Below are 15792 nucleotides of genomic sequence, written 5' to 3'. Positions count from 1 at the left end.
AAAGACAAATGCAAGGATTGAGCCGTTTTGATAAAATTGAAAATACAAAACTTGGAATTTAAAAATATAGAATTTAAAACCGCGTGAGGGATTGTAGTGTAAATCCTTTAAGAGCATTAAAGCGATTAAAGATTGTAACGAAAAGCCCGGCCCAAAGGGCACGCCCAACGTTTAAAAACAAAAAAACCTGCAACTCGTGTTACAGGTTTAATTTTTTTAATCTTAAAATTTAGGAGTGAAAGACTAAAACGGATATGTATTTTCTGAAGTTACTTTTTCAGCAATCAGGTTACGCAATGCAACGACGTTAGGCTGATTTTGATATTTTGTAAAGCGCTTAAGACCCATAAGCATCATACGTTGCTCATCACCTTCTGCAAAAGAAACGATACCTTCTTTTGCTTTTAAATTAATGGTGTCAACTGCGTGATACAGGTACAATTGAGCCATAGCGATTTGCTCTTTTTGAGTGTCTTCGCCAAAACGTTTTACATTCTTTTCGGTACGTAAAATGGTGCTTTCTGCTATATAAACCTCAATTAGAATATCTGAAGCAGCCATTAATAACTGTTGATGAGATTCTAAATCGGGCCCGTATTTTTGAATTGCACTACCGGCAACCATTAAGAATACTTTCTTAAGTTTTGCAACCATAGCTTTTTCTTCTGATAGCACTTCAGAATAATCTGGGGTGTCAAAAGAAGGAATTCCTGTAAGCTCTTCACCAACAGCCATCGCAGGATTTAGCAAATCTACGTGGCCTTTCATTGCTTTTTTAACAAGCATGCCTACCGCTAGCATACGGTTAATTTCGTTAGTACCTTCATAGATACGAGAAATACGTGCATCTCTCCAGGCAGCTTCCATAGGAGCATCTGCGCTAAAGCCCATACCCCCATAAATCTGTATCCCTTCATCTGCGCAGCTTTGCATATCTTCTGAAGCAGCTACTTTAAGAATAGAACATTCTATCGCGTATTCTTCAACACCTTTAAGTTCGGCTTCCGAATGGCTTGCGCCTGCTTCAGTACGCATGGCTATGCGATCTTCAATATTTTTTGCAGCTCGATACGAGGCGCTTTCACACGCATAGGCATTAGTAGCCATCTCAGCCAGTTTAGATTTAATAGCACCAAATTTTGCAATAGGAGTATTAAACTGAACGCGCTCATTTGCATATTTTACACCCATATCAATTATACGACGTTGAGCATCAAGACAAGCTGCAGCAAGCTTTATACGACCTACGTTAAGGGCATTCATAGCGATTTTAAAACCTTCGCCACGACCTGCAAGCATATTTTCTACAGGAACAACAGTATCGTTAAAAAATACCTGACGGGTAGAAGAGGAGTGAATACCCAATTTCTTTTCTTCCTCGCCTAGAGAAATACCATTTGAAGGATCATTTTCTACGATAAACCCGGTAATGTTTTTATCGTCTTCAATACGAGCGAAAACAATGAATACATTACAGAAACCTGCGTTTGAAATCCACATTTTCTGACCGTTAATCTTGTATGATTTTCCGTCTGCAGAAAGTTCTGCTTTAGTCTTACCACTATTAGCATCAGAGCCTGCACCCGGTTCTGTAAGGCAATATGCGCCAAACCACTCGCCGGTAGCTAATTTAGGAACGTATTGTTTCTTTTGTTCTTCAGTACCGTAAAGTGTGATAGGCATTGTACCAATACCGGTATGTGCCCCAAAAGCAGTAGCGATTGAACCGGTTGCTCCAGAAATGTAATCGCAAACAAGCATTGTAGAAACAAAGCCCATCCCAAGACCATCATATTCTTCAGGAACAGCTATACCTAAAAGACCAAGTTCACCGGCTTTACGCATTACCTCTTCAGTAAGTGCGTAATCTTTGTGCTCAAAACGTTCTTTATGAGGAACAATCTCACGGTCTACAAATTCGATAACCGTTTCTTTCATCATTTTTTGCTCCTCAGAAAAATCTTCGGGAGTAAATACATCTTCACACGCGGTTTCTTTTACTAAGAACTGTCCGCCACGTAAAATTTCTTTTTTGTCTGCTGTTTCTGCCATTTTTTTATTTTTAAGAATAAAGAAAAGAGAAAAAAGAGAATGGATTAATGGCTATAAACCATTTTGAAAACCCATCGTCATTTTTTGCCATTCTTGTATTTTAGTTTCTAATTCGTTTAATGTTTTATCGTTGATGTAATTTTTATGTCGAGCTATAAGTAACTGGGTTCCCAATTCAAAAGATGATCCAAGCGCATAATCTATAAACGTGCTAAAAGCTTTATCCGTTCTGGATGATCCTTCAGAAATATTACTTGGGATTGAAGTTGCACATCGGCTTATTTGTGAGGTTAGGTCAAATCTTTCATGCTTTGGAAACTTTTCAACTAAATCTGAAATATCACAAGCTATTTCTAACCCTAAAGACCAAATTTTCAAATTTTTATAATTATGTCTTTTTCTCATCATTATAAAACTCTTTAGTCTTTTCTCTTTCTTCTAAATATCTATAGTCTAGTTGAGAAACTCATAAACCCCTGCTGCTCCCTGGCCGGTACCTACGCACATGGTAACAACGCCGTATTTACCTTTCATTTCGCGTTTGCGCATCTCATCAAATAATTGAACCGAAAGTTTAGCTCCGGTACATCCTAATGGATGACCTAGTGCGATGGCACCTCCATTTACATTAACGATATCCGGATTTAAGCCCAGTTCTCTGATAACTGCAAGAGATTGTGAAGCGAATGCCTCATTAAGTTCCATAAGACTGATATCATTTTGAGTTAGGCCTGCTTGTTTTAAAGCTTTAGGAATAGCTTTTACAGGACCTATTCCCATTATACGAGGCTCAACACCTACGGCTGCAAAGTTTACCATACGTGCGATAGGTTCTAGATTTAACTCTTTAACCATCTCTTCGCTCATAACCAGTACAAAAGCTGCACCATCACTCATTTGAGAAGAGTTACCTGCGGTTACGCTACCGCCTTCGGCGAAAACAGGACGTAATTTTGCAAGAATCTCTAGTTTAGTATCTGCACGCGGACCTTCATCTTTTTTTACCGTATAGGTTTTAGTTTCTTTTTTGCCTGAAGCGTTTACGAAGGTATGCTCTACATCAATAGGTACAATCTGATCGTCAAATCGTCCCTCAGCCTGTGCTTTTAAAGCTTTCTGGTGAGAATTAAAGGCAAACTCATCCTGATCTTCACGAGAAACATTAAATTGATTTGCAACTGCTTCTGCAGTTAATCCCATTCCCCAATAATAATCTTCATTACCTGCTTTTGCTACTTTGTAATCTGGTACCGGTTTGTAACCACCCATAGGTATGTAGCTCATACTTTCTGCACCGCCGGCAATAATACAACTTGCCATACCGGCCTGTATTTTTGCAGATGCCATAGCGATTGTCTCAACCCCAGATGCACAATAACGATTAACTGTTACACCAGGAACGTCTTCAACCTTTAAACCCATTAAAGAGATTAAACGTGCTACGTTAAGACCTTGTTCAGCCTCGGGCATTGCATTACCTACCATAACATCGTCAATACGTGTCTTGTCGAAATTAGGTAGCTCGTTCATCATATACTCGATGGTTTCTGCTGCAAGTTCGTCTGGTCTTTTAAAACGGAACAATCCGCGGGGAGCTTTCCCCACAGCTGTTCTGTATGCTTTTACTATATATGCTGTTTTGCTCATTTTATGTGTTTTTAAGCGTAAAGAGAAAAGATAAAAGAGAATAGATTTTGAATCTCTTTATCGTCTCTGTTCTATTATCTTTTTTCTAATTTCTACTTAGTTTCTTAGTGGTTTCCCTTTTTGAATCATATGCTGCAGACGCTCTAAAGTTTTGCGTTCACCACAAAGACTTAAAAATGCTTCACGCTCGAGGTCTAACAGATATTGCTCACTTACATAAGAAGCTTCAGATAAATCGCCACCTGCCATTACATAAGCAAGCTTGTTTGCGATTTTTTTATCGTGATCACTTATATATTTACCGGCATTCATCTGGTCTGTACCTACATAGAAAGCACCTAGCGCTTGTTTACCCAGTACTTTAATATCTGTGCGTGGGATCGGTTTTGTGTATCCCTGATCTGCCATAAATTTAGCAACCTCTTTAGCTGCTGCGATCTGGCGATTTTTATTAACCACGACAATATCTTTACCGTGTTTAAGAATACCTAAATCATATGCCTCATACGCCGAAGTAGAAACCTTAGCCATACCTATTGCTAAGAAATATTCACGTAACCTGTTAAGCTCTACATCGTCTTTATGAAAAGTTTCTGAAGCGCGTAGTGCCATTTCTTTAGAACCGCCGCCGCCGGGAATTACCCCAACACCAAATTCTACTAGCCCTATATAGCTCTCTGCAGCTGCTACTACGCGGTCTGCATGTAAAGTCATTTCACAACCACCACCTAAAGTCATTGCGTGTGGTGCAACTACAGTAGGAATAGAAGAGTACCGCAAGCGCATACAACTATCTTGAAAATATTTTACAGCCGCGTTAAGTTCATCATACTCTTGTTCTGCAGCCATCATAAAGATCATTCCAATGTTTGCACCTACCGAGAAGTTTTTACCCTGATTAGAAACTACTAATCCGGCAAAATCTTTTTCAGCCATATCAATTGCTCTATTTAAACCGGCAAGTACATCGCCTCCAATAGAGTTCATTTTTGAACGAAATTCCAGATTTAAAATGCCATCACCAAGATCCTCAACAACAACACCGCTATTTTTAAAGACTTGTTTTGATTCACGAATGTTATCTAAAATGATAAAGCCGTCCTGACCTGGTTTTTTGATGTATTCTTTCTTCGGAATATCATAGTAAAAAGTACTTCCTTCCTTTACAGCATAAAATGAATTTTTGCCGGAAGAAACCAGTTCTGAAACCCAAGTAGCTACCTCATATCCTTCAGCTTGCATCAACTCAATTCCTTTTTGAACACCTATTGCATCCCAAATTTGAAACGGACCGTGTTCCCAGCCGTAGCCGGCGCGCATCGCGTCATCAATTTTGTAAAGTTCGTCTGTGATTTCTGGAATACGATTTTGTACGTAAGCAAATAATCCTGCAAAATTCTTACGGAAAAATTCACCTGCTTTATCTTTTCCTTTTATTAAAACAGGAAAACGATCTATAACATTGTCAATAGATTTTGTAAGTTCTAACGTGGTAAATGAAGCGCGTTTGTTTGCACGATATTCCATCGTACCTAAATCTAGGGTTTGAATCTCGCTAGAGCCGTCATCATTTCTTACTTTTTTATAAAACCCTTGTCCGGTTTTGCTACCCAGCCATTTTTTATCGTGCATCAAGTCGATGTAGTTAGGCAACGTAAAAAGCTCTTTACGCTCATCGTCTTTTACATTCTCACGTATACCGTTAGCAACGTGAACTAAAGTGTCAAGACCTACGACATCTACTGTACGGAATGTAGCTGATTTAGGGCGACCTATCACAGGACCGGTTAGTTTATCAACTTCTTCAACGGTCATTCCTAATTCTTCAACCGTATGAAATAAGCTCATAATACTGAATGTACCCACGCGGTTTCCAATAAACGCCGGAGTATCTTTTGCAACTACCGAAGTTTTACCTAAAAATTTTTCGCCATAGGCATTTAAGAAATCAAGAACTTCAGGATCTGTTTTTGGTCCCGGAATGATTTCAAAGAGATCTAAGTAACGAGCCGGGTTGAAGAAATGCGTTCCGCAAAAATGCTTCTGAAAATCTTCACTACGCCCTTCACTCATAAATTGTATAGGAATACCTGATGTGTTTGAAGTAATCAAGGTTCCCGGAGTGCGGTGTTTATCTAAATTTTCAAAAACCTGTTTCTTGATATCAAGGCGTTCGATTACCACTTCAATAATCCAATCTACGTGCTTTACCTTTGCAATATCATCTTCCATATTACCGGTGGTAATGCGCTTAGCAAAATCTGGATGGTAAATAGGAGAGGGTTTTGATTTTAAAGAATTAGTAAGGTGATCGTTTACTAATCGATTGCGAACCACTTTATCTTCTAAAGTAAGTCCTTTTGCTTTTTCTTTATCGGTAAGTTCTCTGGGAACTATATCGAGCAGTAGTACTTCGACTCCTATATTAGCAAAATGACAAGCGATACCGCTTCCCATAATACCAGAGCCTATAACTGCAACTTTGTTTATACGTCTTTTACTCATTGTTTTATAGTAGTTTCAGATGTGTTATAAATTTTTTTATTCTGTATCAAATCATTGATGACGTGAATGACTTCAAAAAAATGTTCGATTTTTTGACTGTCTATATTATTTCTAACAGCATCATTAAACCGAAGGACTCTATTTTTACTAAAATCTCTATTTTCTTTTCCAAATTCGGTTAAGAAAATAAGAACTCCACGACCATCAGCAGGATTGGGTTTGCGTACGATTAAACCGCGCTCCTCCATAGACTTTAACGTTCTTGAAAGGCTTGTAGCTTCCATCCCCATCTTAGGTCCCAATGCTGTAGAAGGTGTACCTTCTTCAGGATCTATGCTTAATAAAGCAAATCCTGTAGCCATCGTACTATCTAACTGAGCAGCCTGCTCGTTATACATCTTTGTAATAGCCTGCCAAGTTGCTCTTAGCGCGTGATCTATTGTAATATCTTTTTTACTCATACGTTTGCGTAAAGTTAAAAAAATAATACTATGCGTGCATAATAAATCTAATAAATTTTACGAGATTAACATATCATATGTTAGGAGAACGGTATATTCATAAAAAAACTCCTTATTTCTAAGGAGTTTTTCAATTAATTATGTTCGTAAATTTTGTTGTATTGATCAATATACATTTGTTTCACAATACGTCTTTTAAGTTTCATCGTAGGAGTAAGGTGGCCTGAGTCTATACTCCATTCATCTGGAGTAAGTTCAATTTTCTTAATACGTTCCCATTTACCAAACTTCTCGTTATATAAGTCTACATCTTCTTGAATACGTTTAATTACTTCAGGATTTGTAGCTAAGTCTTTTTTAGTAGTACCTATATCAATGCCTTTCTTTTTTGCCCATTCGGTCACAAATTCAAAGTTAGGCTGTATGAATGCAGCAGGCATTTTCTCGCCTTCACCTACAACCATAATATGCTCGATAAAGCGAGATTGCTTCATTGCATTTTCAATGAGTTGTGGTGCTACATATTTACCGCCGCTTGTTTTAAACATTTCCTTTTTACGATCTGTAATTTTTAAGAAACCCTGAGTGTCAATTTCTCCTATATCACCGGTATGAAAATAACCGTTTATCAAAACTTCATCTGTTTTCTCAGTGTCTTTATAATAGCCTATCATTACTTGCGGACCTTTAATTAGAATCTCACCATCCTCGGCGATTTTCACTTCAGTCTGCGGAATAGGTTTTCCTACGGTTCCTATTTTAAAACCTTCATTACGCATATCGTTTACAGAAATTACCGGAGAAGTTTCGGTTAGACCGTAACCTTCCATAACTGCAATGTCTGCCGCATTAAATACACGCGCCAGTCTGGGTTGTAAAGCAGCACTACCTGAAGCAATTACTTTTAAGTTTCCACCTAATGCTTCCTGCCATTTGCTAAAAATTAATTTACGGGCAAGGGCAAGCTTCTGCTCATACCACCAGCCATTTTGACCATAAGGCTCATATTCTAAACCAAGTTCTACAGCCCAGAAAAACAGCTTTTTCTTAACGCCTGTTAAATCGGCTCCCTTTGCGATAATTTTATCATATACCTTTTCTAAAAGGCGTGGTACAGCCGTCATTACTTCTGGCTTAACCTCTTTTAGGTTTTCACTTATAGTTTCTAAACTTTCTGCAAAATAGATACTAACACCGCTATATTGGTAAAGGTACATTAGCATACGCTCATAAATATGACATACCGGAAGAAAGCTCAATGCCTGACTTTTACCAGGAATTATAGGAAAGCGGCTTGCACTGTTTAGCGCATTTGAAGCAACGTTTTTATGACTCAACATAACCCCTTTAGGCTTACCCGTGGTTCCTGAAGTATATATTAAAGTAGCAAGATCATCTTCACTAACAGCATCTTTCAATTTTTCTACCTCCGGTTGCAATTGGGTATCTGCCTCTTTTACTTCTTCCCAGTTTGGACATCCCTCAATGGTATCAAAACAATAAATACCCTTCAAAGAGGGAACATTATCTTTAATGGCATTAAGTTTATCTAAAACTTCTTTATCTGAAACAAAACAATAGCTCGATTCACTGTGATTGAGTACATACTCATATTCTTCTTCTGAAATTGTAGGATATACTGGTACATTTTGAGCACCTAATTGCAGAATACCAATGTCCATAATATTCCATTCAGTACGGTTTGAAGAAGAGATTACGGCAATTTTATCGTTAGGTTTTACGCCTAGTTTTAAAAGACCACGGCTTATCGCATTTGCCTGATCTATATAGGATTGTGTAGTTGTAGCTACCCACTCCCCATTGTATTTAGTTACTAGAGCTTTTTCTAGTTTATACTTCTCAAGCTGGTAGTATGGGAAGTCAAAGAGACGTTTAGGTTCCATAAATTGTCTTATAGGGTTTATCTTGCAAAATAGGAAATTTGACCACTATATTCTACGTTTTTAAAAAAAATTACAACGTTGTAATACGAATATCAAAATAGCATAGATTTTTAGACTAAGCTCTTCATAGGATTATATTGTGCATCTATGTACCCTGCATTTATTGATCCAATACATTTAAAAATACTAACAGCTTTTCAAGATTAATACAATTCTCTTACGTTCGAGAGCATCCATTTTCCTTCAATTTTTTCAAACATATGAATACCTGTGTGACCATCACCTATAAAGTATGTGCTATACCAAATAAGCGCAAGTTTCCCATCCATCGAAATGACTGGTTTTGTGATTTTTATTTGTTTACTTGACTTATATTCAAAATCCCTATTTTGATTATTTTCGCCATCATCATCATCATACTTAAAAAGTAAATTTATTTTTTCTTCAGGAAAATATTTTTCTAAAGAACCATCTGACTGATTGAGTTGATTTATTAGATAAGTACCATTTGATCCTTTGAACAAAGCTATAGCCTGACTTTTGGAATAAAATGGATTTGGATAAGATAATTTCGGTTCCTTCTCAAACATTTTATCTTTCAAATAGCTTTTAAATTCTTTAGAATTAGAAAAAGTATCAATAAACTTAATATTGTCTGCCTCATGAAAATCAACCTCAAGAGCTATTAATAATCTAATATTGAAGTTGTTACTTTTTGAGTTTTTTATAGAGCCACAAGAAGTCTGGATCAATATGAAAATTACACTAATTACAAGGAAATACCAATGAAACAGGTTTGCCTTGTGGTGTTGCTGTGAAAGTTGTGGCATCAGGAAATGTATAAGTTTGTGTTGTGTTGTTTTGTTCGCTTAAAACAGAATAAAGAATTTCTATAAACTCAGGATTTCTATTCCAGGAATTATTTGTCCGATCTGCAGAATTGAGATATTCAGGATAGGCATTTTTAAAAGTTGAGGAAGCTAATATATCTCCAGAATAGCATAATTTTTTGTAATACGAAAAGGGTAAATTATATCCTGCCAAATTACCGTAAGCAGATAATGATGTGGCCATTTCATTGATAAAATCATTCATTAATTCGTGTTGAGTTTTGTTAAGATTAGCAGTTGGGGAAGTTCTATTATAATCTATAAAAGCATCAAATAGTTCTGGAAAATCAGGATCAGCTTGTCCCGTTATTGTCGAAAGGTATATAAACTAGTTGTTATGCCGATATACTCTTTGTAGAGGTATTTGACATAAACAATGATGCCCAGCAGTAAAGTGATTTACATTATTTATTAAAGGCTCTGTTAGAACACTCCGCTTATTTAATATAAAATAGATCCTATTCTGTGTTAGGTAGCTAAATTAAAATTCATTAGTATTATAAAAGTTTATTAATAATCTATCCACCAAACCCGGGTTCTTTTGAATTTATTATTTTGAAGCTTCTCAATGACAAAAATATGTTCAAAAGGCTTGATTTTTAGTTTCTAACATTCTATTCTTCTTAATACTAATTTCAAGAAACAATTTTTTACCCTTATCCCATAGGTTGTCAACTGTGGTAAAATTTACCAAACTCTTCCCTAGAAATTGTATCAATTTGTTGATATCTGTTTATTTTAAAAAGATTATCGTCGATATTATAATATTTCATATCTCCGCTAGTAAAAATACTATCATTACAAATGTCGAAGAGCAAATATTGATTTTTTTGACCGTATGAAAAAAAAGGTGTGGCCAAAAAAAACATTAAAAGGATTATCTTATTCACACAGCTTGCTACCCTTAGTTTTTTCATTTGTTATATTTTTTAACAACTAACATACTCGATAGACATCCATTTCTTTCCAGATTCTTACTAAAAGAAATTGCAGCTTAAAAGTAAAAAGAGTAAAAATGGTTTAGGACTTTTGAACATCCTATTCCTATAGACTGTTATGGCTTACATTTATTCAAAGGTTAAAACCTCTGCTTGTCTCATAATGAATTCGTTGCAATTTTTTGGTTCAATAAATATGTAATTCAAATTAAATATATTTTCTATTTTAATAGTATCTAAAAATTTTCTCCTGTCATTAATTATTGACAAACTATCGAAATACGTTTTTGAGATGATAGTATCCACTTTTCTATTAAAAGAAAATGAATAAGAAGCAAATGTTTCATATTCAACATCATCACCCTCTGAAATCCAAATTTCACCTTTTTTTAAAACTTTATCTTTTGGTTTTTCTCTAAAAGATCTTCTACTTGTTTTTACAATTCTCGTCTCATCAATTATTCGATATCCTTCGTATTCATTTGTTTGAGTAGCAATCTGTTTTTTGATTAATGTATCATTTCTATCAATTAAAAAATAAATATTTTTCCTAGACTGAGAATAGGAACTTAAGAACAAAAGAGATGTAACTATAAAAATGTATTTTCTCATTTTACACAGGTGTTATTTCCATTACTTTTCTCATTTGCAATAGTATTCTTAATACTATTTTGTTCAGTATCTGTTTATTTTTTCCACGCTTCCGTGTAAATTTTATTAGGCCTATTATTTGCGTCAACAATATTCGCTAAACCTTACCACGCCATATCATCATCAAATTGGTCTGTGTGTTGTCCATTATCAAATTGCTTTAAGCCTTTCGCACGTAGTTCTGTTAGATAAAATATTTGCATTGATTTTAAGTATGAAAGTATTTCCAGATTTTATAGTGCTGGCATTTGTTTCATTGCCAAGCGTTGTTGACATTACAAGCCTTAAATTAAATTGAGAAGGAGTATCTCCATCATTAAAGTTTTCAAGAATCCAATTAATATTGTTTTTATTGTCAACCATTTTTTGGTAAACACAATCAGCTTTTCTAGTCAGTTGATTATCTGTTTTATCATCATAAATTTCATCATTAAATTCTACCATACATCCTCCACATTCATTTTTTAATTCTCATAACAAGTACTGTTATTAGTATTGCCATTGTTACTTACGCTGCCGCTACCTTCAAAAAAAGGTTCTCCTGGTGATCCAGCTGTTGAACAGATTTTTCTACTTGCAATATCAGAAGTGGTATGAGTATACCGATATTCACCATCAATTAGTTTATACCAATCTGTATATTTTACATAGGTTTTAATATACAGTCTTCCATGGGAGCATTGGCTTTAGATGTAATTAATTCATCTTTACTAGTATTCAAATTATTGTAATGAATTCCAGCTAAAAAATTGCCTGAATTAAAATAAGAGGAAGTTAATTTTTTACCTGCCTGATTGTAATAAGTTAAGGTTCTTGAAAATTTATTTAAATCGAGATTTTCTGATTCTGAATATTTAAATTTTGCAAAATAAAATTTGGTTTCAGATTCAGTAGTCATTAGTAAATTATAAATTTCTTTTATAATTTATTGGGTTTTGATGTTTTAAAGTATTACAAATAACGAAAAAGCTTAAAAAAAAGGCTCTGATAAAATTTTACCAGAGCCTTTTTTAACAATTTAACTAATGTTTTATTGCTTTTCAATCCACTTGCGTGCATTAACAAAAGCTTCAACCCAGGGGCTTACTTCGTCTTTACGTCCTTTTGGATAATTTGCCCAGTTCCATTGAAAGATAGAACGTTCTATGTGTGGCATCGTTACTAAGTGACGACCGGTTTTATCAGTCATCATTGCCGTGTTGTAGCTACTTCCGTTAGGGTTTGCAGGATACGCATCGTACCCGTATTTACCTACAATTTTATAGTTCTCTTCATCAAGTGGTAAATTAAATTTTCCTTCACCATGAGAAATCCATACGCCCAATGTAGCTCCAGAAAGCGTAGATAACATCACCGAATCATTTTCTGCTATAGTGACACTGGTAAAACCGCTTTCATGCTTATTAGAGTCGTTATGCTGCATAACTGGTTTTTGCACGTGCTCTGGATTTAATAAATCAAGCTCTACAAAAAGCTGGCAACCGTTACAAATACCTACCGAAAGGGTATCTGGTCGCGCAAAGAAATTCTTAAGAGCAGTATTGGCTTTCTCGTTGTATAAAAATGCACCAGCCCAGCCTTTAGCAGATCCTAAAACATCTGAATTTGAGAAACCACCCACAGCACCTATAAACTGAATGTCTTCAAGTGTTTCACGACCGGTAATCAAATCGGTCATATGTACATCTTTTACATCAAAACCGGCGAGATACATAGCGTTAGCCATTTCGCGTTCAGAATTCGATCCTTTCTCGCGCAAAATTGCTGCTTTGGGGCGCGGTCTTGTAGCATCGATTACAGGTTTTTTACCTGTGAATTGTTTTGGGAATGTATATTTTAAATCCTGTCTGTCAAAATTTGCAAAGCGCGCTCCTGCAAGTCCCTTAGCAGTTTGTTGCTGATCTAATAGATACGAAGTTTGAAACCATCTTCTACGTAAAGAAGGGATATTCAGTCCTAGTTCTATAGTATCTTTTTTAAGTTCTAAATCTGCAGTTTCAGTAGTTGTACCTATATTGAAAAAAGCAATATTATTTTCAGTCAAAATAGATTCAACATCTGCATCTTTAGCTGCCTGAAATACAATACCTGCATTTTCAGCAAAAAGTATTTTTATTAAATCTTTCTCTTCAAAAGCAGTCAGGTCTATAGATGCACCTAAGTTATTTTCAGCAAAACACAATTCTAAAAGTGTGGTTATAAGTCCGCCAGATGCAACATCGTGCCCGGCAACGATCTGATCCTTTTTAATCAAATCCTGAATAACATCAAATGTTTTCGCGAACGCTAGATTGTCTTGAATAGATGGCGCCTGAGTACCAATTTTATTCTGAATTTGAGCAAAACTAGATCCTCCTAATTTAAAATCATCCTGAGATAAATTGATGTAGTAGATAGCCCCTTCACCGTGTTGTAAAACAGGTTCGATAACCTTATTTATATCACTGCAAGTTCCGGCTGCAGATATTATAACTGTTCCGGGAGCAATCACATCACCATCAGGATATTTCTGCTTCATAGAAAGCGAATCCTTACCGGTGGGAATATTAATTCCCAGGTCTATGGCAAATTCAGAAACAGCTTGTACCGCTTCATATAAACGCGCATCTTCTCCTTCATTATTACACGGCCACATCCAATTTGCAGATAGTGAAACCGATTTTAAACCTTTTTCAAGTGGTGCCCAAATAATATTTGTAAGTGCTTCTGCAATACTATTTTTACTTCCTGCAACGGGGTTTATTAAACCACTTACAGGCGAGTGACCTATTGAAGTTGCTACACCATTTTTAGAGTTAAAATCGAGGGCCATTACTCCCACATTATTCAGTGGAATTTGTAAACTACCTACGCATTGTTGTTTTGCAACTCTACCACCCACACAACGATCAACTTTATTCGTTAACCAGTCTTTGCAAGCAACAGCTTCCAGCTGCAATACATTTTCTAAATAGTCGTGAAAATGCTCTAGCGAGTAGGAAACATCATCATAAACCCGACTGATTTTTGAATCGGTCATTATAGTTTTTGGCGAACTTCCAAACATATCATTCATTTCTAAATCCATAGGTTTTTCACCTGTAGTTTTAGATTTAAATGTAAAGCGATGATCACCGGTTACATCTCCTACTTCATACATAGGAGAACGTTCGCGATCTGCGATGCGTTTTAATGTTTCAGCATTTTGAGCACCTATAACAAGACCCATACGTTCTTGCGACTCATTACCTATAATTTCTTTAGCTGAAAGAGTAGGGTCACCCACGGGAAGTTTATCTAGATCAATTAAACCACCGGTTTCTTCAACCAGTTCAGAAAGACAGTTTAAGTGACCACCGGCACCGTGATCGTGAATAGAAACAATGGTATTTTCATCACTTTCTACCATGCCACGAATAGCATTTGCAGCTCGTTTTTGCATTTCTGGATTAGAGCGCTGAATAGCATTCAATTCGATACCTGAACTAAAGGCACCTGTGTCTGCAGAAGAAACTGCGGCACCGCCCATCCCTATACGGTAGTTATCACCACCCAGAATTACAATTTTATCTCCGGTTTGCGGTTTCTCTTTTAAAGCTTGATTCTTTTTACCATAACCTATTCCACCGGCTTGCATAATCACTTTATCATAACCAAGTCTTCGACCACCTTCTTCATGTTCAAAAGTTAAAACAGAACCTGCAATAAGGGGTTGACCAAATTTGTTTCCGAAGTCTGAAGCTCCGTTAGAAGCTTTTATCAGAATATCAATAGGTGTTTGATACAACCATTTTCGTGCTGGCATACCATCTTCCCAATCGCGTGGAGATTCTGCCTTTAATCGGGAATATGCAGTCATATAAACTGCAGTTCCTGCCAGCGGTAATGATCCCTGACCACCAGCCAGACGATCCCGAATTTCTCCACCGGCACCGGTTGCAGCACCATTAAAAGGCTCTACAGTAGTAGGGAAGTTGTGGGTTTCTGCTTTTAGTGACAGTACACTATCAAATTCTTTTTCGGTATAATAATCGGGTTTATCTGCGGTATTAGGAGCAAATTGGGTTGCTTTGGGACCACTAATAAAAGCGACATTATCTTTGTAAGCAGAAACGATTTCGTTAGGGTTTTCTGCGGAAGTCTTGCGTATCATTTTAAAAAGCGAAGTAGGCATCTCCTCACCATCTATCACAAACGTACCGTTAAAAATTTTGTGACGGCAATGCTCAGAATTTACCTGGCTAAAGCCAAAAACTTCAGAATCTGTAAGAGGGCGACCTATGCGCGTTGCCACACCTTCAAGATAAGCTACTTCTTCCTCATTTAAGGAAAGACCCTCTTGCTGATTGAATGCTGCAATATCTTCAATATGCAATATAGACTCGGGTTCAATATTTATTGTAAATACATCCTGACCCAGACTTGCATATTCCTGAGAAAGCATAGGGTCAAAATCTGCTTTACCAGCAACAAACTCTTCAATACGTATGATGCCTTCAATACCCATATTTTGAGTAATCTCAACTGCATTTGTACTCCAGGGGGTTATCATTGTAGCCCGTGGACCAATAAAAAAAGCGTCTAAAGTAGACGCTTGTATTTTAGGCTGGTTGCCAAAAAGCCAGTTAAGCTTGTTTATATCTTCTTGAGAAAGTTCATTATTAGTTTGAACTGCGAAAATTTTGGTTTCTTGTGAACCGAAAAAATGAATCATAGTGCTTTTGCTAAAGAAGCGACAAATTTAGTGATTTTTGACCTTTAGACT

Annotated in this window: 12 protein-coding genes; all 12 read right to left on the bottom strand. The window is 36.3% G+C overall.

The annotated features are described in order from the left end of the window. Nucleotides 1-243 precede the first annotated feature (243 nt). The 12 genes from ACEN25_RS14850 to purL all read right to left on the bottom strand — a co-directional run bounded on the left by ACEN25_RS14850 (nt 244) and on the right by purL (nt 15741). Nucleotides 244-2052 (bottom strand): acyl-CoA dehydrogenase family protein, encoded by a 1809-nt coding sequence (locus ACEN25_RS14850; RefSeq protein ID WP_441803588.1) that lies wholly within the window; start codon nt 2050-2052, stop codon nt 244-246. Nucleotides 2053-2103: 51 nt separating this feature from the next. Continuing rightward, nucleotides 2104-2457, bottom strand: a complete 354-nt coding sequence (locus ACEN25_RS14845) for a four helix bundle protein (protein ID WP_028374997.1) — start codon at nt 2455-2457, stop codon at nt 2104-2106. Nucleotides 2458-2505: 48 nt separating this feature from the next. Beyond that, the gene (locus ACEN25_RS14840; protein ID WP_441803587.1) at nt 2506-3699 is read right to left on the bottom strand and encodes an acetyl-CoA C-acyltransferase; all 1194 of its coding nucleotides are present in this window, start codon (nt 3697-3699) and stop codon (nt 2506-2508) included. Nucleotides 3700-3795: 96 nt separating this feature from the next. Next, on the bottom strand, nt 3796-6204 hold the full coding sequence (locus ACEN25_RS14835) for a 3-hydroxyacyl-CoA dehydrogenase NAD-binding domain-containing protein (RefSeq protein ID WP_441803586.1): 2409 nt from the start codon (nt 6202-6204) through the stop codon (nt 3796-3798). Continuing rightward, nucleotides 6201-6665, bottom strand: coding sequence for a MarR family winged helix-turn-helix transcriptional regulator (locus ACEN25_RS14830; protein WP_028375001.1), 465 nt, complete (start codon nt 6663-6665; stop codon nt 6201-6203). Before ACEN25_RS14830 ends, ACEN25_RS14835 begins: the two co-directional genes overlap by 4 nt. A 134-nt stretch (nt 6666-6799) precedes the next feature. Continuing rightward, nucleotides 6800-8569 carry an AMP-dependent synthetase/ligase gene (locus ACEN25_RS14825; protein WP_441803585.1) on the bottom strand — a complete coding sequence of 590 codons (1770 nt, stop codon included), beginning with the start codon at nt 8567-8569 and terminating at the stop codon, nt 6800-6802. Between the two features lie 203 nt (nt 8570-8772). Next, entirely contained in the window at nt 8773-9321 is a 549-nt protein-coding gene (locus tag ACEN25_RS14820) for a hypothetical protein (RefSeq protein WP_441803584.1), read from the bottom strand. A gap of 13 nt (nt 9322-9334) precedes the next feature. Continuing rightward, entirely contained in the window at nt 9335-9664 is a 330-nt protein-coding gene (locus ACEN25_RS14815) for a hypothetical protein (protein WP_441803583.1), read from the bottom strand. 862 nt (nt 9665-10526) lie between these two features. Then, on the bottom strand, nt 10527-11009 hold the full coding sequence (locus tag ACEN25_RS14810; RefSeq protein ID WP_441803582.1) for a hypothetical protein: 483 nt from the start codon (nt 11007-11009) through the stop codon (nt 10527-10529). A gap of 189 nt (nt 11010-11198) precedes the next feature. Beyond that, nucleotides 11199-11492 (bottom strand): hypothetical protein, encoded by a 294-nt coding sequence (locus ACEN25_RS14805; protein ID WP_441803581.1) that lies wholly within the window; start codon nt 11490-11492, stop codon nt 11199-11201. A 199-nt stretch (nt 11493-11691) separates the two neighbouring features. Then, nucleotides 11692-11946, bottom strand: coding sequence for a hypothetical protein (locus ACEN25_RS14800; RefSeq protein WP_441803580.1), 255 nt, complete (start codon nt 11944-11946; stop codon nt 11692-11694). A 132-nt stretch (nt 11947-12078) separates the two neighbouring features. Beyond that, on the bottom strand, nt 12079-15741 hold the full coding sequence (gene purL, locus ACEN25_RS14795; RefSeq protein WP_441803579.1) for a phosphoribosylformylglycinamidine synthase: 3663 nt from the start codon (nt 15739-15741) through the stop codon (nt 12079-12081). Between the last annotated feature and the right edge of the window lie 51 nt (nt 15742-15792).

It is taken from the genome of Leeuwenhoekiella sp. W20_SRS_FM14 (assembly GCF_052119605.1).
Lineage (GTDB): Bacteria > Bacteroidota > Bacteroidia > Flavobacteriales > Flavobacteriaceae > Leeuwenhoekiella.
This window is presented reverse-complemented; position numbering and strand designations above follow the sequence as displayed.